Annotated in this window: 20 protein-coding genes; 4 read left to right on the top strand and 16 right to left on the bottom strand. The window is 72.0% G+C overall.

Features of this window, described 5'->3' with window-relative positions:
* Window positions 1-24: 24 nt before the first annotated feature.
* The 5 genes from AC1DV7_RS13460 to AC1DV7_RS13440 all read right to left on the bottom strand — a co-directional run bounded on the left by AC1DV7_RS13460 (window position 25) and on the right by AC1DV7_RS13440 (window position 5,214).
* Entirely contained in the window at window positions 25-1,680 is a 1,656-nt protein-coding gene (locus AC1DV7_RS13460; RefSeq protein WP_477597641.1) for a bifunctional uroporphyrinogen-III C-methyltransferase/uroporphyrinogen-III synthase, read from the bottom strand.
* Window positions 1,677-2,789, bottom strand: a complete 1,113-nt coding sequence (gene hemC / locus AC1DV7_RS13455) for a hydroxymethylbilane synthase (protein WP_477597640.1) — start codon at window positions 2,787-2,789, stop codon at window positions 1,677-1,679. The genes AC1DV7_RS13460 and hemC overlap by 4 nt, the downstream gene beginning before the upstream one ends.
* The gene (locus tag AC1DV7_RS13450) at window positions 2,786-4,093 is read right to left on the bottom strand and encodes a glutamyl-tRNA reductase (RefSeq protein ID WP_477597639.1); all 1,308 of its coding nucleotides are present in this window, start codon (window positions 4,091-4,093) and stop codon (window positions 2,786-2,788) included. The genes hemC and AC1DV7_RS13450 overlap by 4 nt, the downstream gene beginning before the upstream one ends.
* A complete protein-coding gene (locus AC1DV7_RS13445) occupies window positions 4,090-4,782 on the bottom strand; it encodes a redox-sensing transcriptional repressor Rex (protein ID WP_477597638.1) in 693 nt (230 codons plus the stop codon). Before AC1DV7_RS13445 ends, AC1DV7_RS13450 begins: the two co-directional genes overlap by 4 nt.
* Before the next feature lie 171 nt (window positions 4,783-4,953).
* Window positions 4,954-5,214 carry a glutaredoxin family protein gene (locus tag AC1DV7_RS13440; protein WP_477597637.1) on the bottom strand — a complete coding sequence of 87 codons (261 nt, stop codon included), beginning with the start codon at window positions 5,212-5,214 and terminating at the stop codon, window positions 4,954-4,956.
* 126 nt (window positions 5,215-5,340) lie between these two features.
* On the opposite strand from AC1DV7_RS13440, the gene AC1DV7_RS13435 reads away from it, so the two are divergent.
* The gene (locus AC1DV7_RS13435) at window positions 5,341-6,234 is read left to right on the top strand and encodes a sigma-70 family RNA polymerase sigma factor (RefSeq protein WP_477597636.1); all 894 of its coding nucleotides are present in this window, start codon (window positions 5,341-5,343) and stop codon (window positions 6,232-6,234) included.
* Window positions 6,235-6,366: 132 nt separating this feature from the next.
* The gene (locus AC1DV7_RS13430; RefSeq protein WP_477597635.1) at window positions 6,367-7,566 is read left to right on the top strand and encodes a hypothetical protein; all 1,200 of its coding nucleotides are present in this window, start codon (window positions 6,367-6,369) and stop codon (window positions 7,564-7,566) included.
* A gap of 48 nt (window positions 7,567-7,614) precedes the next feature.
* Here the strand turns inward: AC1DV7_RS13430 and AC1DV7_RS13425 are convergent, their stop codons facing one another.
* The 3 genes from AC1DV7_RS13425 to AC1DV7_RS13415 all read right to left on the bottom strand — a co-directional run bounded on the left by AC1DV7_RS13425 (window position 7,615) and on the right by AC1DV7_RS13415 (window position 10,485).
* Entirely contained in the window at window positions 7,615-9,141 is a 1,527-nt protein-coding gene (locus AC1DV7_RS13425) for a lysophospholipid acyltransferase family protein (RefSeq protein ID WP_477597634.1), read from the bottom strand.
* A complete protein-coding gene (locus AC1DV7_RS13420; protein WP_477597633.1) occupies window positions 9,141-10,190 on the bottom strand; it encodes an NAD-dependent epimerase/dehydratase family protein in 1,050 nt (349 codons plus the stop codon). Before AC1DV7_RS13420 ends, AC1DV7_RS13425 begins: the two co-directional genes overlap by 1 nt.
* A gap of 196 nt (window positions 10,191-10,386) precedes the next feature.
* Window positions 10,387-10,485 (bottom strand): 30S ribosomal protein bS22, encoded by a 99-nt coding sequence (locus AC1DV7_RS13415; protein WP_003792170.1) that lies wholly within the window; start codon window positions 10,483-10,485, stop codon window positions 10,387-10,389.
* 258 nt (window positions 10,486-10,743) lie between these two features.
* Between AC1DV7_RS13415 and AC1DV7_RS13410 the strand changes: the two genes are divergently transcribed.
* Window positions 10,744-13,980 carry a M36 family metallopeptidase gene (locus tag AC1DV7_RS13410; RefSeq protein WP_477597632.1) on the top strand — a complete coding sequence of 1,079 codons (3,237 nt, stop codon included), beginning with the start codon at window positions 10,744-10,746 and terminating at the stop codon, window positions 13,978-13,980.
* A 134-nt stretch (window positions 13,981-14,114) separates the two neighbouring features.
* Here AC1DV7_RS13410 and AC1DV7_RS13405 read toward each other — a convergent pair whose 3' ends face one another.
* Together AC1DV7_RS13405 and AC1DV7_RS13400 are read right to left on the bottom strand one after the other, a co-directional pair.
* On the bottom strand, window positions 14,115-14,315 hold the full coding sequence (locus tag AC1DV7_RS13405) for a helix-turn-helix domain-containing protein (protein WP_056915613.1): 201 nt from the start codon (window positions 14,313-14,315) through the stop codon (window positions 14,115-14,117).
* 173 nt (window positions 14,316-14,488) lie between these two features.
* Entirely contained in the window at window positions 14,489-15,685 is a 1,197-nt protein-coding gene (locus AC1DV7_RS13400) for an acetoin utilization protein AcuC (protein ID WP_477597631.1), read from the bottom strand.
* 187 nt (window positions 15,686-15,872) lie between these two features.
* Here AC1DV7_RS13400 and AC1DV7_RS13395 point away from each other — a divergent pair, with 187 nt between their 5' ends.
* Complete coding sequence (locus AC1DV7_RS13395) at window positions 15,873-16,538, top strand: potassium channel family protein (protein WP_477597630.1); 666 nt, start codon at window positions 15,873-15,875, stop codon at window positions 16,536-16,538.
* A gap of 88 nt (window positions 16,539-16,626) precedes the next feature.
* Here the strand turns inward: AC1DV7_RS13395 and AC1DV7_RS13390 are convergent, their stop codons facing one another.
* The 6 genes from AC1DV7_RS13390 to AC1DV7_RS13365 all read right to left on the bottom strand — a co-directional run.
* Window positions 16,627-17,160 carry an N-acetyltransferase family protein gene (locus AC1DV7_RS13390; RefSeq protein ID WP_477597629.1) on the bottom strand — a complete coding sequence of 178 codons (534 nt, stop codon included), beginning with the start codon at window positions 17,158-17,160 and terminating at the stop codon, window positions 16,627-16,629.
* A gap of 54 nt (window positions 17,161-17,214) precedes the next feature.
* Complete coding sequence (locus AC1DV7_RS13385; protein ID WP_477597628.1) at window positions 17,215-17,748, bottom strand: GNAT family N-acetyltransferase; 534 nt, start codon at window positions 17,746-17,748, stop codon at window positions 17,215-17,217.
* The gene (proC, locus tag AC1DV7_RS13380) at window positions 17,741-18,547 is read right to left on the bottom strand and encodes a pyrroline-5-carboxylate reductase (RefSeq protein ID WP_477597627.1); all 807 of its coding nucleotides are present in this window, start codon (window positions 18,545-18,547) and stop codon (window positions 17,741-17,743) included. Before proC ends, AC1DV7_RS13385 begins: the two co-directional genes overlap by 8 nt.
* 155 nt (window positions 18,548-18,702) lie before the next feature.
* Window positions 18,703-19,653 carry a proline dehydrogenase family protein gene (locus AC1DV7_RS13375; protein ID WP_477597626.1) on the bottom strand — a complete coding sequence of 317 codons (951 nt, stop codon included), beginning with the start codon at window positions 19,651-19,653 and terminating at the stop codon, window positions 18,703-18,705.
* A gap of 129 nt (window positions 19,654-19,782) precedes the next feature.
* On the bottom strand, window positions 19,783-20,517 hold the full coding sequence (locus tag AC1DV7_RS13370; RefSeq protein WP_477597625.1) for an ABC transporter permease: 735 nt from the start codon (window positions 20,515-20,517) through the stop codon (window positions 19,783-19,785).
* On the bottom strand, window positions 20,514-20,852 hold a 339-nt coding region (locus AC1DV7_RS13365; RefSeq protein ID WP_477597624.1), incomplete at its 5' end, for an AAA family ATPase. The genes AC1DV7_RS13370 and AC1DV7_RS13365, both read right to left, overlap by 4 nt.

Here is a 20,852-nt window from a genome sequence, read left to right as displayed (position 1 = left end):
CGAGGCTCCCTGCCGACGGGCCGGTCACGTGGCCCGGCGACGCGACGAGGCCTTCTTGGCGCTGGGCCGCAGCACCGGCTCGCCCGCCTCGGCAGCCGCGGTGGCCAGCCCCAGGCCGTAGTCCGCCAGCGCGTCGATGAGCGAGTCGGACGACGCCTCGGGCGCCAGGACGTCGACCCGCAGGCCGTGCTCCTCGGCGGTCTTGGCGGTCGCCGGCCCGATGCAGGCGATCACGGTCGAGGGGTGCGGCTTGCCGGCGATGCCGACCAGGTTGCGGACCGTCGAGGACGAGGTGAAGACCACCGCGTCGAACTGCCCGCCCTTGATCGCCTCGCGGATGTGCGCGGCCGGCGGAGCGGCACGGACCGTGCGGTAGGCGGTGACGTCGTCGACCTCCCAGCCCATCTCCTGGAGCCCGGCGACGAGGGTGTCGGTCGCGATGTCGGCGCGCGGCAGGAAGACCCGGTTGATGGGGTCGAGCACGTCGTCGAACGGCGGCCAGTCCTCGAGCAGCCCCTTCGCGGAGTTCTCGCCGGAGGGCACGAGGTCGGGCACGATGCCCCACTCGCGCAGGGCCTCGGCAGTCACGCCACCGACGGCCGCGATCTTCAGCCCCGCGAAGGCCCGGGCGTCGAGCCCGAACTCCTCGAACTTCTCGCGAACGGCCTTGACCGCGTTGACCGAGGTGAAGCCGATCCACTCGTAGCGACCGGTGACCAGGCCCTTGACCGCGCGCTCCATCTGCTGGGGCGTGCGGGGCGGCTCGACGGAGATCGTCGGGACGACCTCGGCGGTCGCCCCGAAGGACTCCAACCGGGTGATGGTCGTGCCGGACTGCTCCTTGGTGCGGGGCACGAGGACGTTCCAGCCGAACAACGGCTTGGTCTCGAACCATGACAGCTGGTCGCGCAGGGCCACGGTCGAGCCAACCACGGCGAGGGCCGGGAACTCCACCGTCTTCATGACCTTGGCGACCTCGCCCAGGGTCGTCGTGCGGGTGGCCTGGCGGATCGTGGTGCCGCGCTCGGTGAGTGCGACGGGGCTGTCGGCGCTGCGGCCGGCCGCGAGCAGCCGTCCGAGGGCGGTCCCGAGGTCCTCGGGCGGGCCGAGCAGGACGACGGTCACCGAGTCGGCGACCGACGCCGACCAGTCGACCGCGCGGTCGTTGGCCGAGATCACGTGCACGGCCGGCGAGCTGCTCGAGGTCAGCGGGATGCCCGCGTATGCCGGGACGGCCGAGACCGCGCTGACGCCCGGGACGATGTCGAAGCCGATGCCGGCCTTGTGACAGGCCAGCGCCTCCTCGGCCAGGCCGTTGAAGGTGCCCGGGTCGCCGTCCATGAGCCGCACGACGAGGCCGCCGCCGCTCGGGGAACCGGCCGCCTTGGCGGCCTTGACGACCAGCTTGGCGCGCATCGCGTGCGTCAGTGGCTGCCCGTGGTCGCCGTGTCCGGCGTCGATGACCTCGACGTCCGGGCGGCAGTACCGCGCCACGACGGACTCGCGGGCAACCTGGTCGATGACGACGACGTCGGCGGCTGCGAGGAACTCCAGCGAGCGCACAGTCATCAGCCCGGCGTCGCCGGGTCCGGCGCCGACGAAGGCGACGCGGCCCGGCTGGCGCGCAGGCCGGCCGGTGGTGGTCTTGGTGGTGGATGTGGTCGAGCGCGTGGGGCTCACAGTGCACGCTCCGTGCTGTCGGGTTCTGGGCGTCGGGCGGGGGCGGCGAGCGGATCGTCTCCGGTCGCCCCGGGTGGGTCGGGGTGCAGGCCGGTTGGGGGTCTTTCCTCGGGCACGACCGCCGGGGMGTGGGCCGCGGCCTGCGCGGCCACCAGGGAGTCGGTGGAGGCGGCGGCGCCGACGAGGGTGTCGGCACCGTCCTCGAGCATGACCGCCGCGAGACGGCGCCCCAGGGCGACCGCGTCGTCGATCGGACCGACGAGCGAGCGGCGGAGGTCGAAGCTGCCGTCGACGGCGCCGACGAAGGCACGCAGCGACAGCTCGACGCCGTCCTCGCCCTCGACGACCTCGGCGAGCGCACCCACGGGCGCGGAGCAACCGGCCTCGAGCGCCGAGAGAAGCGCGCGCTCGGCCGTCACGGCCGCGCGGGTGTCGGCGTCGTCGAGCGCGGCGAGCAACGCCACCGTGGACGGGTCGTCCTCGCGGCACTCGACGGCCAGGGCTCCCTGGCCGGGCGCGGGCAGCACCTGCAGCGGGTCGATCGTCTCGGCCACCTCGTCGAGGCGCCCCAGCCGAGCCAGGCCTGCGCGGGCGAGGACGACCCCGTCGAGGGCGCCGTCGCGGGCCAGGGCGATGCGGGTGTCGACGTTGCCGCGGATGTCCTTGAACTCCAGGCCGAGGCCCAGGGCGGCGAGCTGGGCCACGCGCCGGGGGGACCCCGTGCCGACGACGGCCCCGGCGGGCAGCTCGCCGACGGTGGCGCCGCTGTGGCTGACGAGGACGTCACGGGGGTCCTCGCGCTGGGGGATGGCGGCGACGACCAGCCCCGGCTCGGGGGTCGTGGGCAGGTCCTTGAGCGAGTGCACCGCGAGGTCGACCTCGCCGGCGAGCAGGGCTCGACGCAAGGCTGCGGCGAACACGCCGGTGCCGCCCAGGGTGCTCAGCGACGCGGTGGACGTGTCGCCCTCGGTGACGATCTCGACGAGCTCGACGGTGTGGCCCAGGGCGCGCAGCCGGTCGGCGACCCAGGTGGACTGGGTCGTCGCCAGCGCACTGCGCCGGGTGCCCAGGCGCAGGGTGGTGCCGGTCGTCACAGGGGCGGCACTCACGGCATACCTCCCGTCTCGGGCGGCACGGAGGAGGTGACGGCCTGGCCGGGGCGCAGGTCGAACAGCTGGCGCAGCGCCTGGGCGTAGTCGTCGCCCTGTCCGTCGATCGCCAGCTCCTTGACCCGCACGGTGGGCGTGTGGAGCAGCTTCTCGACGATGCGGTGCACCGCGAGGTGGACGGCATCGCGGCTGTCCTGGTCGAGCGTCTGCAGGCGCTGGTCGAGGCGGGCCAGCTCGGCGTCGACGACGTCGGCAGCGTGCGACCGCAAGGCGGCCACCGTCGGCGCCACGGACTCCGCGGCGCGCGCGGTGAGGTAGGAGGCGACCTCGCCGATGACGAGGTCGGCGACCTCGCGCACCTGGGGAGGGGTCGTGCCGCCCGACAGCTGCTCGCCCAGGGACGCCAGCCCCGCGAGCGTGACGCCGCTGAGGGACGCCACCTCGGGAGCCACGTCGTGGGGCAGCGCGAGGTCGACGTAGACCTGCGGACGACCGGCGCGAGCCACCTGGGCGTCGCCGGCGGTGGCGAGGTCGACCACGACGCCCGTCGAGCCGGTGCACGAGATGACGACGTCGGCGCCCGCGAGCGCCCGGTCGACCTCGGCCAGAGGCCGCGCCGTGGCCCCGGTGCGCTCGGCCAGGCGGACGGCCTTGGCCAGGGTGCGGTTGACGATGGTGAGCGAGCCCGCGCCGCGACGGGAGACGGTGGTCGCGGCGAGCGAGCTCATGCCGCCGGCGCCGACGACCAGGACGTGCAGGCCGCCCAACGGACCCAGCTCGCGCTCGGCCACCGCCAGCCCGGCCTCGACGAGCGAGACGCTGACCGAGTCGATCCCGGTCTCGGTGTGGGCGCGCTTGCCCACCCGCAGGGCCTGCTGGAACAGGCCGTTGAGCGCCGGGCCCGCGTGACCGGCCTTCTGGCCCTCACGCAGAGCCGTCCGCATCTGACCCAGGATCTGGGCCTCACCGACGGCCATCGAGTCGAGCCCGCAGGCGACGGTGAACGCGTGGGCGATGGCGCGGTCCTCGTAGTGCACGTAGAGGTGGTCGCGCAGGTCGTCGGCGGAGACCCCGGTGACCTCGGTCAGGGCGTCGGCGATGTCGGTCACGGCACCGTGGAAGGTGGCCGACTCGGCATAGACCTCGGTGCGGTTGCAGGTGGACACGACGATCGCCTCGGAGAGGTTGTCGCGGCGGACCAGCCCGGCCGCGAGCGCGGCGCGGCCGCCCTGGTCGAGGGACATGGCCTCGAGCAGCGGGACGGGGGCCGTGTGGTGGGACAGCCCGAGCACGACGAGGCTCACCGGTTCACCACCTGCGGCACGGCGTCGAAGCCGCCACCCGCGGCGAGCGCCTTGCGCTGCTCGTGGAAAGCAAGGATCTGCAGCTCGGTCGACAGGTCGACCTTGCGGACGTCGACGTCGTCGGGCACCACGAGCACGCAGGGCGCGAAGTTGAGGATCGAGCGCACGCCGGCCTCGACGAGCTGGTCACAGACGGCTTGCGCGGAGGCGGCCGGGGTGGCGATCACTCCGATCGCGAGCCGCTGCTCGCGCACGAGGGAGCCGAGGGAGTCCATCGGCTGCACCGCCAGCCCGGCGATCTGCTCGCCGTGCAGGGTCTCGTCCTGGTCGAGCAGGGCCACGACCCGGAAGCCCCGCGTCGCGAAGCCGCTGTAGGCCGCGAGCGCGTGACCGAGGTTGCCCATGCCGACGATGGCCACGGCCCAGTCCTGGGTGAGGCCGAGCTCACGCGAGATCTGGTAGGCGAGGTGGTCCACCTCGTAGCCCACACCGCGGACGCCGTAGGAGCCGAGGTGGGACAGGTCCTTGCGGAGCTTGGCGCTGCGGACACCGGCCGCGGACGCGAGCTCCTCGGACGAGACGGACGTGATGCCGCGCTCGGCCAGACCGGTCAGGGCCCGGAGGTATTCGGGTAGCCGTGCGACCGTGGCGTCGGGAATGCCCCGACGAGCGCTCGGGTCGGCTGACACGATGGATCCGGCTCCTTCTCTTCACGGTCGGTCCACGCCTGGCTGGAGCGGACTGGAGCCCCGTCAGATTACGCTTTTGTGAACGGATGCACAAAGTCACAAGCGGTCGTCCCACGCCAGGCGTGAGCCACGTCACTCGGGGGTGCTCCGGGCGGCTCGGCAAGGGGCTGGTCAGCCCGTCAGGGCGGCGCGCAGCCTGGCCTCGTCGACGCGCCAGTAGTCGTGCTGACGTCCGTCGACCAGCGTCACCGGGATCTGCTCGGCGTACTGCTCCGCGAGGACCCGGTCCTCCAGGATCGACACCTCGTCCCAGGCCACCCCGAGCTCCGCGGCCACCCGGGCGATGACCTGCCGCGCGTCGTCGCACAGGTGGCAGCCCGGTTTGCCGATGAGGGTGACCCGCGGGGTCACGGCGCTGGGAGTGTCTGGCACCTGACCAGCGTAGGCCGGGCGGCAGGTCCCGTCCGGACCCTCGACCAGGCTGCGACGACCTCGTCTCAGCACTGTTGGCGTGCGGAGGCGCTCCTTCGGACCTGTTTGCCATGGGACGAACCGGCGATGTGGCGCAGGTCTCCTGACAAGTGGGCAGATTTCGGGGAAACTGACTCTCCGTCAGGAGGTACCCCCATCCGGTCACGGAGTCTTCGCAGCGCCGCGAGCCCGCTCGCGGGGCTTCGTCCTGCCCCGGCATACCAGCTGGTCCCCGTCGCGGTCGCCGGCCCTGGCCTTTCCCGCCACCACGCCACTGACCCCCACGGCCTGCACGCGGCCACCGCCGACTTCCTGACCTCGCTGCGGACGCTGCTCAGCGTCGCCGGTGAGGCCGGGATGCTGTCCGGTGGGGCCGGCGACGGCTCGTCGGCAGCCCGGGCGGGGTTCGGACCCGGCGAGGCTCCCCAGGACTTCGAACGCATCTCCGCCCTGGTCGAGCTGGCCCAGCGGGGCGACGCCGAGGCGTTCGGCATGCTCTACGAGCGCTACGTCGACGTCGTCTACCGGTATGTCTACGTCCGCGTGGGTGGCTCGCAGCTGGCCGAGGACATCACCTCGGAGACGTTCCTGCGGGCCCTGCGACGGATGGACTCCTTCTCCTGGCAGGGCCGTGACATCGCGGCGTGGTTCATCACCATCGCCCGCAACCTGATCACCGACAACGCCAAGTCGGCCCGGTTCCGCATGGAGGTCTCGACCGCCGACATGCTCGACGCAGACCCTCGGGTCGAGGCGGCCCCGGACAACGAGGTCCTCGACCGGCTGCGCAACGAGCGGCTCCTCCAGGCCGTCAAGGGGCTCAAGCCCGAGCAGGCCGAGTGTGTCGTGCTCCGCTTCCTGCAGGGGCTCTCGCTGGCCGAGACCGCCAAGGTCCTCGGCAAGTCCGAGGGCGCCGTCAAGCAGCTCCAGCTGCGGGCCGTGCGGGCCCTCCACCGGGAGCTCGCCGATGTCGCCCTGTGACCCCCGCCCCGCCGTGGCCGAGGACCGTGGATTTCGCGACGGATCGGTGCGTAACTTCCTGGCTCGGACCTCGTTCTCAGTACGACAGGCCGCGGCAGCGGTGACAGCAGGGCTGGGGAGCGAGGTTTCGGCATGCGTGTGATCAGCCGACCGGCCGACCGGTTCCAGCGCGCCCTCGAGGGCGAACGGATCTCCGACGAGCAGCTCGCGGCGTTCGTCGCGACCAGCCAGCACCTCGTGGCCGTGGGCTCGAGGGCACCCGGCGCGACGCCGGACCCCGACTTCGTGGTCGCCCTGCGCGAACGGCTCATGGCCGAGGCAGCCACCCTGCCCACGCCGAGTCTCGCGGCGGCCCGTGCTGCCGCCTCGCGCCGTGCCGCGGCGCGCGGCGGCCCGGTCGTCGTGGTCGTGGGTCGCGGGCTCCCCCGCGCCCTCGCCGGAGCAGCCGCCTCCGCGCTCGTCGTGGGCAGCATCGTGGGCATCGCCTCCCGCAGCGCGGTCCCCGGCGACAGCCTGTATGCCGTGAAGGGCTGGCTCGACGGCGTCGCCGTCCGCCTCGCCGACAGCGACTTCGAGCGCGGCACGACCCACCTCACCCAGGCGCAGAGCCACATCTCGGATGCCCGCGACCTCGCCGACCGCTCCCAGCCCGACGCCGAGGACATCAACACGGCACTGCAGGGCGCGATCGACAGCGTTCGCGCGGGCCAGCGCGACCTCGATGCCGCCTGGGTCGAGACCGGCAACCCGCAGGCCCTGCTGGCGCTGCGCGACTTCACGGCCCGCGCCCTGCCCCAGGTCGACGCGCTGCGCACCGAGGTCCCGGCTGCCGCACTGCCGCGCCTGGGTCAGCTCGAGGCGCTGCTGAGCGACAGCCAGCAGACCGCTGCACGCCGCCTCGCGGCCTGCGGGTCGCACTGCTCCGGCATCGACACGGCCAGCTTCGGACCCGCCGCCCTGCCGAGCTCGCTCACGACCGCCGGCAGCACGGGGACGGCCGGCCCTTCAGGGTCGTCCAGCACGACGTCGTCGTCAGGAGGGATCACCGTCCCGGGTGCCCCTGTCGTCGGTGGCGGCTCGTCGCCCGCTCCCGGCGTCTCGGTCGGTGGTGGCGGTGCCACCGTCGGCGGCCCCGGTGGCGGCGCCTCGATCGGCACCGGTGGGGCGACGCTCAACGGACCCACGGTCTCGGTGAGCGTGCCCGTCGTCTCGACCACGGCCGTGCTGCCCCTGCCCTCCGTGAGCGTCGGCACGACCGGCGTCGGAGCGACCATCCCGAGCCAGACGCTGGGTCCGATCACCGCCCCCGGCGTGACGATCAAGCTGCCCTGACCCGAACCTCGGGCGAGGCAGGCGCAGGACGGTCAGGCGCAGGACGGGTCAGAAGAAGACCGACCGTCGCTGCATGAGCAGCGAGTACAGCGTCTGCTGGATGGTCTCGCGCACCTGGTCGGTGAGGTCGAAGACCAGCATCGGGTCGTCGGCAGCACCTGGTCCGAGATCGGCCGTCTYGACCGGCGAGCCGAACTCGATGATCCACTTGCTGGGCAGCGGGATCAGGCCCAGCGGCCCGAGCAGCGGCCAGGTCGGGGTGATCGGCGCGTAGGGGGCCCCGATCAGCCGCGCGACCGTGCGCATGTTGCCGATGATCGGGTAGATCTCCTCGGCGCCGACGATGGAGCACGGGATGATCGGCACCCCGGTCCGGAGCGCGGCCGACACGAAGCCCCCACGCCCGAAGCGCTGCAGCTTGTAGCGCTCGCTGAACGGCTTGCCGACTCCCTTGAAGCCCTCGGGCCAGACCCCGCACAGCTCGCCGCTGGACAGCAGCCGCTCGGCGTCGGGGTTGGCCGCGAGCGTGGAGCCCGACTTGCGGGCGACGTTGCCGATGACGGGGGTCTGGAAGACCAGGTCCGCGCCCAGCATGCGCAGGTGGCGATGCGCCGGGTGCTCGTCGTGCACGGCCACCTGGGTCATCAGGGAGTCCATCGCCACGGTGCCCGAGTGGTTGGCGACCACGAGGCCGCCACCTTGCGCCGGGATGTTCTCGATGCCGCGCACCTCGACCCGGAACCACGAGCGGTAGAGCGGCCGCAGGACGGGCAGGTAGAAGTTGCGGGTGAAGTCCTCGTCGAAGCCGAAGTCGTCGACGAGGTAGTCACCGGTGATCCGGCGCCGCAGGAACGACAGCATCGACGCGAGGTAGGTCTCGACGTCGTCGGGCGAGATGCCCGCGGCCCCGGACGCGACTCGCACGGCCGCGATCCCGGCGCCGAGCAGCTCCTCGATGCCGGGCGTCAGCGCACGGGAGGGCGTGGGGGCCGGGGCCGGCGCCTCGGGTGCGTCCTTGACGGCCTTGAGCACCCGGACCGGCGGGGTCGTGCCGGATGCCGTGCCGCGAGCGGGCCTGTTGCCGGCAGGGTCAGCCGAGGCGACGGGGACGGGCGGTGCCGCTGTGGCCGTGGTCCGGCGCGGCTCCGCGGCCCGCGGCTTGCGGGACGGCTTGGTCGTCCTGGTGCCGGAGCGCGCCACCGCCTTGCGGCTCGGCACCGGCTTGGCCACCGGCTGCGGGCGGTGCTTGCGCGGGACCGTCGCACCGGTCGGGGTGGTGGTGGCCGCGGTGGTGGTGGTCGGGGTGGGGCCGGTCGGGGCGACAGGGGCCGGAGTCGCCGTGGTCGCGGGACTCGAGGAGATCAGGGGGGTGCTGCGCCGCTTGGCGCGCTCGCCCGAGGCGCGGGCCGCTCCGGCGGCGAGGGCGCCCTTGCGCGGGACCGCCTTGGTCGAGCGCGCACCTGCCGCCTTGGTGGCGCGCGGCGCAGCTGCCGCCTTCTTCGCCTTGGTGGCGCGCGGCGCGGCTGCCGCCTTCTTCGCCTTGGTCGCCTTGGTCGGCTTGGGCGTCGAGGCCATCAGTCGTTCCTCCCAGCGGCCCAGACGTGGCCGATCGCGTGTGCCGCCGTGCCTGCCACACCCGAGACGGCATTGCCGAGGGCGGCGCCGCCGGGCAGGACCGAGCTGAGCCCCTGCACGTAGTCGGCGAACGCCTCGCGCGTCGTGTAGCGCGGCGAGTAGCCGAGGACATCGCGCATCCGCGAGGTGTCGAGTCCCCTGCCGAAGGCGAGGAACTGGATCTGGTCGGAGCTGAAGTCGGCCAGCCCCGACCGCTTGACCAGGCCGCCGAACAGGCCGGCCGCCTGGATGGGCACCGGCAGGATCGGGCGCCCGGCCATCCCCGCAGCCTGGCTGACGGTGATGACCCCGTCGCCGGCGATGTTGGTGATGCCGCTGGAGCTGCCGGTCGTGGCGACGACGAGCGAGCCGATCGCGTCGCTCTCGTGGACGAACTGCAGCCGCGCGTCGTAGCCGAACGGCACCGGCACGACCGGCAGCGCGAAGTAGTCGGTCAGCGAGGTGCGGATGCCCTGGCCGATGATGTTGGCGAACCGCAGCATCGAGATGTCGACGTCCGGCCGGCGTCGCGAGAAGCCGCGGACGTAGCCCTCCACCTCGACCGAGTCCTTGCCGAACCCGGCTCGGGGCAACGACTTCGGGGACATGTCCTCGGTGAACATCGCCGGGTCCCGAGGGCTCGAGCCGTAGACGGCGGCCGAGGACTTCACGACGAGCCGCTTGATGCTGGTGGCCTTCTGGCAGGCAGCCAGCAGCTGCATCGTGCCGATGACGTTGATCTCCTTCTGGGAGGTCCGGCCGCCGGCATGCGTGGGCGTGGCGATGACGTTCATGTGGACGACCGTGTCGACCTCGGACTGCGCGATGATCTTGCCGATCATCGGGTTGCGGATGTCCGCGCGGACGAACTCGGCCCGACCGATGTCATGGGGCGGCGGGATGACGTCGACGCCGATGACCCGGGACACCGAGGCGTCTGCGGTGAGGGCTCGCGCGAACTGCCCCCCGAGATACCTCGAGACGCCGGTCACGAGAACGACATCAGCCACAGTGCAGACCCTACCGAGCGGGCTCACCGGCGTGAGGTGGCGTCCACGTGACGGGGGCGTGACCTCCGTCCCACTCGCCGACTCTCCCCGGCTTCGTGCCGCTGGGGCGCCAGCCGTGCCCGCCAGCCCGTATGGCGTGTGAGGGCCAGGGAGTGGGAGCACAAACAGAAGGCCCCCGCTCAGCGGGGGCCTTCGGTCACTTCTTGTTGCGACGCTGGTGGCGAGTCTTGCGAAGGAGCTTGCGGTGCTTCTTCTTCGCCATCCGCTTGCGGCGCTTCTTGATGACAGAGCCCATGGTGTCCTCTTGGTCGTGGTCGTGTTGCCGGACGGGGCAACGAACGCACCACGCCGAACAGTGGTGGCCACTCTAGCGGCCTGCACGCCGACACCCCAAACCCGAGCCCGCGGCCGGCCCCACCTGCAGGGTTTGGCGGAGACCCGCCACCGCCGCGTCGCAACCCCGTCATGACCAGCCAGTAACCCCCGGTTGCTCGCGTCGTTGTCACGTCACCAGGGCCGGTGAGGGCCCGCAGACACGCAGGAGACGTCGACCATGTCCCGCAAGCACCCCGCTGTCAGACCACTGGGAATCGGGGTGTGCCTGCTGACCGCAGCCGCCACCGCCCTCCCCCTGTCGAGCGCGTCCGCCGCGCTCCCGAGCTCCCCCGTCCTGCCCGCCCTCGGTGACACCGTGGACGCGCTCGCCAGCACCCTGGACACCAGGGCGGTCAAGGAGGCAGTCGTCCCGACCACCGCGGCGCGAACCGCGGTGGCAGCGCTGCTGGCCAAGGCCGGCAGCGGCACCCGCGCCACGTGGGACGAGCGCTTCGGCACGGTGCGCTCGGTGCGATCCGACGGCTACCTGACCGCGGCCGCGAGCGGTCCTGCGGTCGACGTCGCCCGCGACTGGCTGCGCGCGAACGCCGCGGCCTTCGGCCTCACGACCGCGCAGGTGGGCTCGCTMGCCGTGGTCCGGGACCACACGCTGCCCACCACCGGCACCCATGTCGTGGACTTCGTGCAGACGACGGGCGGCGTCGCCGCCGCCCGTGGTGGACGGCTCAACGTCGCCGTGAGCAAGGACGGCCGCGTGCTCTCGTATGCCGGCGACCCCACCCCCGGTGCGAACCTCGCCGGCGGCTGGGTCCTCGGGGAGGCCGCCGCTCTGCTGAAGGTGGCCGGCGGGCTCGCCTCGGGCACGGCATACGCCCCCAAGGCGACCGGCACCCAGGCCGGCTACACGACGTACGACAAGGGCCCGTTCGGTGGCCCGTCCTACGTGAAGAAGGTGACGTTCGGGACCAAGGGCGGGCCCGTCGCGGCCTACAAGGTCTACTTCGTCAAGAGCCCCAGTGAGGCGTGGGAGGTCGTCGTCGACGGCACGACCGGGCGCACGCTGTACCGCACGTCCGTCGTGCAGCACGAGGCCGACCCGCAGGGCACCGTCTACGACAACTACCCGGGTGCAGCCAAGGGCGGCCAGCCGCGCCAGCAGTCCTTCGGACCCACGGCGCAGTCGCCCAAGGGCTGGGTCGACCCCACGGGGATCGCGGGTACCGGCGTCACGACCTACGGCAACAACGCCGACACGTACGCCAACTGGTCCAACTTCATCGGCCCGGTCGACAACGCCCCGCGGCCGGTCGCCCCCACCGGGAACTTCAGCTACACCTACACGAACCGGTGGGCGGCGACGAACGGGCAGACCGCACCGCCGTCCTACGCCGAGGACCTCAACCCCGCGGCGACCAACCTGTTCTTCCAGCACAACCGGATCCACGACGAGTACTACGCGCTCGGGTTCACCGAGACGGCCGGCAACTTCCAGCTCGACAACGGCAGCAACGGCGGCATGGGCGGCGACCCGATCCGCGGGCTGGTCCAGGCCGGCGCGGCCAGCGGTGGCAACCCGACCTACACGGGCCGCGACAACGCCTACATGCTCACCCTCGACGACGGCATCCCGCCGTGGAGCGGCATGTTCCTGTGGGAGCCGATCGACGACGCGTTCGAGGGTCCCTACCGCGACGGCTCGTTCGACATGAGCGTGATCCAGCACGAGTACACCCACGGCCTGTCGAACCGCTACGTCGCCGGCGGCAGCGCCCTCGGCTCGCAGCAGGCAGGGTCGATGGGTGAGGGCTGGTCCGACTGGTACGCCCTCAACCACGGGTTCAAGACCGGCCTGCTGACCCAGCCGATCGTCGGCGACTACGTCACCGGCAACCCCACCCGGGGCATCCGCAACTGGAACTACGACCAGAACCCGACGACCTTCGGCGACATCGGCTACGACCTGACAGGGCCCGAGGTGCACGCCGACGGCGAGATCTGGACCGCGACCCTGTGGGACCTGCGCAAGGCCCTCGTGGCGCGCTACGGCGCCGCCCAGGGTGCCGAGGTCGCAGCGCGACTGGTCACGGACGGCATGCCGCTGACCGCCCCGGACCCGAGCTTCCTCGACGCCCGTGACGGCATCCTCTCGGCCGACCTCGACCGCTACCACGGCGACAACACGGACCTCATCTGGTCGGTGTTCGCCAAGCGCGGTGCGGGCGCCAGCGCCCACTCCGACACCGGCGACGACACCGATCCCACGCCCGGTTTCGACCACCCGTCGGCGGCCAGGAACGGCACCGTCGCGCTGACCCTCGTCAACGCGACCACCGGCCAGAAGGTCGACAACGCCAAGGTGATCCTCGGTCGCTTCGAGGCCAGGGTCACCCCGTTGGTCCGGACCGGCTCCGCCGGCGGTGCGAGCATCAAGGCCGTCGCGGGCACCTACCCGCTCACGATCCAGGCGCCCGGCTTCGGGACGCAGACCATCGACGGGTTCACGGTGACCGCCGGGCGCAACACGGCCAGGACGGTCAAGCTCGCCCCCAACCTGGCCTCCACGTCCGCGGGAGCCACGGTCGTCAGCGCCTCCAGCCAGGACGACGGCTCGCCTGCGAAGTTCGCCTTCGACGACACGGCCGCCTCGGTGTGGTCCACCAAGCCGGGCACCACGGCATACAACGCCGGTCCGGACGAGCGCGTGACGGTGAAGCTGGCGGCGCCGGCCACCGTGAGCAGCCTGCGCGTGAGCGCGTTCAAGGCCACCAACGCCTCGCGGTTCGTGGCGCTGAAGGACTTCACGGTGCAGACGTCGACCGACGGCGTCACCTGGACGACGGCGCGCACCGGCTCGTTCGGCTACCAGGCCCCCCGGCCCACCGCGCCCGACCTGAACTATGCGACCTTCACCCTGGCCAAGCCGGTCAAGGCGGGCTACGTGCGGTTCTTCGTCGACTCGGTCCAGGGCAACACCTCGACGTCGGCCCAGGTGGCCGAGATCGAGGTCTTCGGGTCCGGTGCCGTCGTCGAGAACGGCAGCGTCACGCCCGACCCGGCGTACAAGGACTCCGGCACGATCGTGGCGCCGAACCCTGCGGCCGGTGACCCGACCGGGCTGCAGAACGTGTTCGGCGTGACCGGGACCGAGATGAACACCGCGTGCACGTTCCCGCCGGTCAGCCAGGGCGCCGACGGCTGGGTGACCAAGTTCCCGCTCGGGTTCTCCGACGGGCTGCACTCGGTCAGCGTCAAGGGCACCAGCGACGCCGACGAGGCTGCGGGTCACGACCTCGACCTGTACTTCCTCGACAGCGCCTGCCAGCTGACCGGTTCGGTCGCGACCTCCGCGGCCGACGAGTCCGCGGTCATCCCGCCCGGCTCGGTCTACCTCGTCACCCAGCTCTACACCGGGGCGAACGTGGCCGTGGACATCACAGCGGTGGACAACCGCTGACGGACCGGTGTGCCGGTGGGTCGGGCGCGCGCGASCCCACCCACCGGCACACCTCGGTCGTGGGGCACGAACGGCGAAGGCGGGCCGGGACAACCAGTCCCGGCCCGCCTTCGCGTCGTGCAGTCAGCACACCATCACGCGGTGTCGACGTACGACGTTCGCAGGTACTTGTGCACGGCGTCCTCCGGAACCCGGAAGGACCGTCCCACGCGAATAGCGGGAAGCTCTCCTGCGTGCACCATGCGGTACACCGTCATCTTCGACACGCGCATGATCGAGGCCACCTCGGCGACGGTCAGGAACCGCACCTCGGCGAGCTGTCGCTCGTTGGACATGAGTTACCTCGATCTTCCACACGCGCGCATCGCCGGCTTCCCCTCCGGCGGACCTCTACGCTCGTGCAGAGTGAACTGTAGGGGCTGATGTGACTCGTGGGGAAGTCATCCGGGAAAACTCCTCCGGCTTGTCCAGCCGACACGCCGCACACCCCTCATGAATCACAGCCATGTCAGTCGAACCACACGTCGAGACCGTGCAGCTCGAAGACCGCTTGACGCGTCGCCATGACCGCGCGGTCGACCTCGCTGTGCGGGTTGTAGCCCATGTCCCAGGGCTGGTGCCAGATGGGCCCGTCGGCGGGGTCGAGGTCGCCCATCCGGCGCGGCCCCTCACGCCCGAACGCGGTGCGGACGTGGTCGAGCCACTCCTGCGGCACCTGGGCCGTGAGCGGCACGGGCTGGTGCGCCGCGATGGCGGTGAGGTGGGTCCACGTGCGCGGCACCACCTGGATGAGCTCGTAGCCACCCCCACCCAGGGCGACCCAGCGCCCCTCGCAGACCTCGTGCGCGAGCCGGTGCAGCGAGTCCGCGGCCATCCGCTGGGCGTCGACCGAGACGGCCAGGTGCGCGAGCGGGTCCTGGGCGTGGGTGTCGCAGCCGTGCTGCGTGATCAGGATCTCCGGGGCGAAGGCCCGCACCACCGGCATCGCCGTCGCGTGCAGGGCACGCAGCCACGCGGAGTCCCCTGTGCCCGGTGGCAGCGCGACGTTGACCGCCGACCCCTCCGCCGTCGGGCCGCCCACGTCGCCGGGGAAGCCGGTGCCCGGGAACAACGCACGCCCCGACTCGTGCAGCGAGACGGTGAGGACACGCGGGTCGTCCCAGAAGATCCGCTCGACTCCGTCGCCGTGGTGGACGTCGATGTCGACGTAGGCCACGCGCGTCGCACCGTGGTCCAGCAGCCACTGGATGCCGACCGCGATGTCGTTGTAGATGCAGAAGCCCGCGGCGTTGCCGCGCATGGCGTGGTGCAGCCCGCCGCAGAAGTTCACGCCATGGGCCGTGCGGCCCTCCCACACGTCGGCGCAGATCTCGCGGGTGCCCTCGGCGATCCGGGCACTCGCCTCGTGCATCCCCGGGAAGGCCGGGTCGTCCTCGGTGCCCAGCCCGCGCCCGTGGTCGGGTCGGTCCGGGTGCGCCGACGCCTCGTGCACGGCGGCGATGTAGTCGCGGTCGTGCACCGTGGCCAGCACGTCGTCATCGGGGACCTGCGGGGAGACCAGCTCCACCCCCGGGGCGTCGAACACCCCGAGCGCCTCGCAGAGCCGCGCGGTGAGGTCGAGCCGGATGGGGTTCATCGGATGGCTCGGCCCGAAGTCGTAGGCGGTGAAGCCCGGGTCCCAGACCACCCGCAGCTGTGAGGGCATGTCCCGCACGCTACCGGCCTCGTCCATGGTCGGACAGGACGGTCCCACCTGCGGGGACGCGGTAGCGTGCTGACACGGTCGGCGCGTGGGCGCCCGGCGACCACCGCCCCACCCCGCACGACCCCGCACGACCCGCCCCACCCCGCACGACCCGCATGACCCGCACGACCACCGGTGGAGGACCTCAGTGGCAAAGAAGCTCTACGAGGACGACGTCCTCGTCATCGGCCTGGGCCGGTTCGGTGGCGCGGTGGCACTCGAGCTCCAGAAGCTCGGCCACCACGTCGTGGCGGTCGAGCGCGACCCGGCGCTCGCCGAGACCTACCTCGGCAAGGTCACGAAGATCGTGCAGGCCGACGCGGCGCAGCCACAGTCGATGGGCCACCTCAAGGCGCGCAGCTTCCAGCTGGCCATCGTCGGCATCGGGTCCTCGGTCGAGGCGTCGGTCCTGTGCGCCATGAACCTCGTCGACGCCGGCATCCCCACCATCTGGGCCAAGGCGCTGACGCCCGAGCACGCCCGCATCCTCGAGCGCATCGGCGTGCACCACGTCATCTCGCCCGAGGCGGACAGCGGTCGCCGGGTCGCGCACCTGGTCAACGGCAAGCTGATGGACTACATCGAGTTCGACGACGGCTTCGCCATCGTCAAGATGAAGCCGCCGCAGGAGGCGATCGGGTTCACGCTCGGCCAGAGCGCCATCCGCAGCAAGTACGGCGTGACCATCGTCGGCGTCAAGGCGCCCGGCCACGACTTCACGTATGCCGTGCCGGAGACCAAGGTCACCGCGCACGACACCCTCATCGTCAGCGGCCCCACGGAGCTGATCGAGCGCCTCGCCTCCCGCCCGTAGACGGCGTCAGGCGCCCGGCCCGCTCACGGTCCGGCGCGCCATACGGCCACACGCGGCGCGCCATGCGCGGCACCCGGCGCGGGCAGGCTCAGAGGTTCGGCATGCCCCGGTCGTCGCCGAGGGGCAGCACCATCGCGATCTCGTCCTCGTCGTCGCCGGAGCGCAACCGCATCGGCCGACGGCTGTCGGTGGGACGGAAGCCGAACCCGCTGGCGAACGCCACGGCGCGGCCGTTGTCGCTGCCGACCCAGTAGGCCAGGTGGCTGCGGCCCTGCTGCCGAGCGGTGTCGGCGCCGGCCTGGACCAGCTGCGAGGCGACTCCGCGGCCACGCATCGCCGGGCTCACCCAGAGGCCGAACAGCTCGGCGACCTTGTCGTTGACCGGTTCGCCCTCTGCCTGGGCCTGGCCGAGGGAGGCGACGCCCACGGCGTTGCCCTCCTGCTCGGCAAGCAGGCGCTGGGAGCGCGTCATGCGCGCTCGCCAGAGGTCCTCGTCGTAGGCCTGCTCCTCCTCGAGGGTGGCCGCGAACGCTTCGGGCGACTCCTCGAGCGCGCTCAGGCGGACCGTGCGGTACCGCTCCCACTCGTCTGCACCCAGCGCCCTCACCGTGATGTCGCTCATGCGAGACACTCTCGCACGGCGACGGCGGTTTCGGTCAGTGGTGTTGCCGGGAGTTCACCCAGAGGCCGCTGGCTGGTCCCTGAGCAGTCGCTCCATCTCGAACTCGGTGATCGACGGGTCGTGGGGCATCGCGCCGGTCCGCCCGGTGGGCACGAACCCCAGTCGCCGGTACAGCGAAACGGCCGGCTCGTTCTCGTGGGCGACCTCCAGGACCACGCGGTCCAGACCCTGCTCGACCGCGGCGTCGAGCACGGTCCGCACGAGGAGCTCGCCGACCCCGAGGCCGCGTGCCGACGGGTCGACCCACATGCCGACGAGGATGCACTCGCCCTCGGGCTGGTCGGGCAGGCGAAAGCTGCCGACGGAGCCCACGGCCCGGTCGTCGCGCAGGGCGAGCCACGTCCGGGACCTGTCGCGTGGCTGCGTGACCAGCTGCCGCCACTGGTCGTCGGTGCGGGCCGCGGCCTCGGCGTGGGTCGTCCAGAACGCCCGGGGGGCGCCCCGCAGGGCGTCGAGGCGTACCTCGCGATAGACCTGCCAGTTGGTCTGGTCGACCGGGACGACGCGCAGCCGGGTGCGGTCAGTCATGACCTGACGCGAGCTCGTGCGAGCGGTTCGCGGCGGCCTCCATCGCCGAGATGAACGCGGCGCGGACCTTGTGGTCGTCGAGCTGGCGCAGGGCGGCCGCGGTCGTGCCACCCGGTGAGGTGACCTGCTCACGCAGCACGGTCGGGTGCTGGCCCGTCTCGCGCATCATCGTCGCGGCCCCGAACAGGGTCTGGACGACGAGCTCGGTCGAGGTCGGGCGCGGCAGCCCGAGGACCACGCCGGCCTCGATCATGGCCTCGACGACGTAGAAGATGTAGGCGGGCCCGCTGCCGCTGATCGCTGTGACGGCGTCCTGGTGCTTCTCGGCGACCTGGACGACGCGACCGCAGGACCGCAGCAGGTCGGCCGCCACCTCGAGGTGGGCCGCGTCGGCGCTGCGGCCGGGGCTGACCGCAGCCATCCCCTGGTCGACCAGGGCGGGCGTGTTCGGCATGACCCGCACCACGGCCACCCCCTCGGGCAGCCGGGCCTCGAGGTAGGCCGTGGGGATGCCGGCGGCCAGGCTCACCACGAGGCTGCCGGGTGAGACGTGGTCGCCGATCTCCTCGACGAGCGCGCCCATGTCCTGCGGCTTGACCACGAGCACCAGGGTCTCGGCAGCCTCAGCCGCTTCGATGTTGGAGACGGCGCGCACGCCGTACTTCTCGCTGAGCGCGTCAGCGCGCTCGGGCCGGCGGGCGGTGACGAGCAGGTCGTCGGCGCTGCGGCCGGAACGGATCAACCCCGAGAGCAGGGTCTCGCCCATGACGCCGGCGCCGAGGATCGCGACAGTTCCCATGGCTGCAGTCTGTCAGGACGGCCGCGACCGCCGCCTGCCGGTTTCTCCCTAGCTCCTGCTAGCAGAGGTTGACCGAATGTGGACAGGTTGCACACTGTCCTGATTCACCTTGGCCCTGCTAGCAGGGGTTGGGTGAACGGGTCGGTGGGGAGCCGCTAGTTCTTTGAGGCCAGACCGCGCAGGAAGAACATCGTGTTGGCGGGGCGCTCGGCCATCCGGCGCATGAGGTAGCCGTACCACTCCTCGCCGTACGGGATGTAGACGCGCATCTGGTTGCCGCGGTCGGCGATGCGCTTCTGCTCCTCGGGGCGGATGCCGTACAGCATCTGGTACTCGTAGCTGGCCGCGTCGCGCTCGTGGTGGGCGGCGAGCGCGCCGGCGATCTCGACGAGCCGCGGGTCGTGGCTCGCGACCATCGGGTATCCTTGGCCGGACATGAGGATCTTGAGGCAGCGGACGTAGTTCTGGTCCACGTCGGCACTGCTCTGGAAGGCCACGGACTCGGGCTCCTTGTAGGCGCCCTTGCACAGCCTGACGCGACTGCCCTCGTACGCCAGGTCGCGGCAGTCCGCCTCGCTGCGGTGCAGGTAGGACTGGATGACCGCGCCGACCCACGGGAAGTCCTGGCGCAGCTCGCGCAGGGACTCCAAGGTGGCGTCGGTGGTGGTGTGGTCCTCCATGTCGAGCGTCACCGTGGTGCCGGCGTTGGCTGCCGCCTGGCAGATCTCGCGGGCGTGCTCGATCGCGATCTTGTGGCCGTCGCCGGGCAGGTACTGGCCGAGCGCCGAGAGCTTGAGGCTGACCTCGCCCATGCCGTGCTGCGACAGGTCGGCGTCGGCGAGCGCCTTGAGCAGCTCGAGGTAGTGGTCGCGGGTGCGGATCGCCTGGGTGAGGTCGGTCGTGTCCTCGCCGAGGTAGTCGATGGTGGCGAGCCGGTTGGTGGCCCGCAGCTCGGCGGTGGCCGTGACGGCGTCCTCGGTACGGTCCCCCGGCACGAACCTCTTGACGACGCTGCGGCTCACGGGAGCCTTCTCGATCGTCTGTCGCACAGCACCGCTCTTGGAGAGCTGGAGCAGGCTGTTGCGCAGCAGGTCACTGGCGTCCACGGGCGTCCTTCCATCCGGCGGCCGCGGGGGTCACGGCCGTCGACAAAGGCTAACGGCCCGTATGCCGTGTGGTCGCCTCGGGACGCCTTCACCCGGCCCCGAGGTGCAGCACCCCGGGGCCGGCCGTCCTCAGGCGGTGCGGCGTCGCAGGGTGAGGCTGCCCAGCACGAGGGCCACGACGACCCAGGCCGCGATCACCCCGGCGTCGACCACCACGTCCGAGGCGGGGTCGATGCTGGTGGTCACGGACTTCATGGCGTCCACGGCATACGACAGGGGGAGGACGTCCGACACCCAGTGGAGGACGTCGGGGAGGCGGTCCCGGCCCACGAGCAGGCCGCACAGCAGGAACTGCGGGAGCACGAAGGCGGGCATGAACTGGACGGCCTGGAACTCGGTGCGTGCGAACCCGCTCGCGAGCAGGCCCAGCGCAGTCCCGAGGACGGCGTCGAGCACCGCCACGACGACCAGCTGCCACAGGGGGCCGGCCACGTCGAGCCCGCACACGTAAACGGCGAACGCGGTCGCGATCAGCGCCTGCAGGACCGCCATCACCCCGAAGGCGAGGGCGTACCCGAACATGAAGTCGCCCTTGCCCATCGGGGTGGTGAGGAGCCGCTCGAGGGTGCCCGACGTCCGCTCGCGCAGGGTGGCCACGCTCGTGACGATGAACATCACGACGAAGGGGAACACCCCGAGGAGCGAGGCACCGATCCCGTCGAAGACGGGGGTGTCGTTGAAGATCCAGGCGAGCAGCCCGAGCAGGACGCACGGCACCACGAGCATCAGCCCGATGGTGCGGTGGTCCGAACGCAGCTGGGCCAGCACGCGACCGGCGGTGGTGAGGGTGCGGTGCAGGTTCATCGCGCGACCTCCTCCTTGGCTTCCTCGGCGTGGTCGATGAGGGACAGGAAGGCAGCCTCCGCGTCGGCAGTACCGGTGCGGGCCAGCAGGGCCGGGAGGGTGTCGTCGGCGAGGATCTGTCCCTCGCGCAGCAGGAGCAGCCGGTCGCAGCGGCTCGCCTCGTCCATGACGTGGCTGGAGACGAGCAGCGAATGCCCTTGGTGGGCAAGGCGGTTGAACAGGTTCCAGAGGTCTCGGCGCAGGACCGGGTCGAGGCCGACGGTCGGCTCGTCGAGGACGAGCAGCTCGGGGTCACCGACCAGGGCTGCCGCGAGCGAGACACGTGAGCGCTGACC

The organism is Pedococcus sp. P2_E4 (genome assembly GCF_056403935.1).
The sequence above is the reverse complement of the archived record's forward strand: the minus strand, read 5'-3'. Positions and strand labels throughout refer to the sequence as shown.

What these genes read in the sequence shown, in the direction of transcription:
- AC1DV7_RS13435 (WP_477597636.1), top strand. Translation starts at nt 5,341, where the DNA reads ATGTGGCGCAGGTCTCCTGACAAGTGGGCAGATTTCGGGGAAACTGAC.
- AC1DV7_RS13430 (WP_477597635.1), top strand. Translation starts at nt 6,367, where the DNA reads ATGCGTGTGATCAGCCGACCGGCCGACCGGTTCCAGCGCGCCCTCGAG.
- AC1DV7_RS13415 (WP_003792170.1), bottom strand. Translation starts at nt 10,485, where the DNA reads ATGGGCTCTGTCATCAAGAAGCGCCGCAAGCGGATGGCGAAGAAGAAG.
- AC1DV7_RS13405 (WP_056915613.1), bottom strand. Translation starts at nt 14,315, where the DNA reads ATGTCCAACGAGCGACAGCTCGCCGAGGTGCGGTTCCTGACCGTCGCC.
- AC1DV7_RS13400 (WP_477597631.1), bottom strand. Translation starts at nt 15,685, where the DNA reads ATGCCCTCACAGCTGCGGGTGGTCTGGGACCCGGGCTTCACCGCCTAC.
- AC1DV7_RS13390 (WP_477597629.1), bottom strand. Translation starts at nt 17,160, where the DNA reads ATGAGCGACATCACGGTGAGGGCGCTGGGTGCAGACGAGTGGGAGCGG.
- AC1DV7_RS13385 (WP_477597628.1), bottom strand. Translation starts at nt 17,748, where the DNA reads ATGACTGACCGCACCCGGCTGCGCGTCGTCCCGGTCGACCAGACCAAC.
- proC (WP_477597627.1), bottom strand. Translation starts at nt 18,547, where the DNA reads ATGGGAACTGTCGCGATCCTCGGCGCCGGCGTCATGGGCGAGACCCTG.
- AC1DV7_RS13370 (WP_477597625.1), bottom strand. Translation starts at nt 20,517, where the DNA reads ATGAACCTGCACCGCACCCTCACCACCGCCGGTCGCGTGCTGGCCCAG.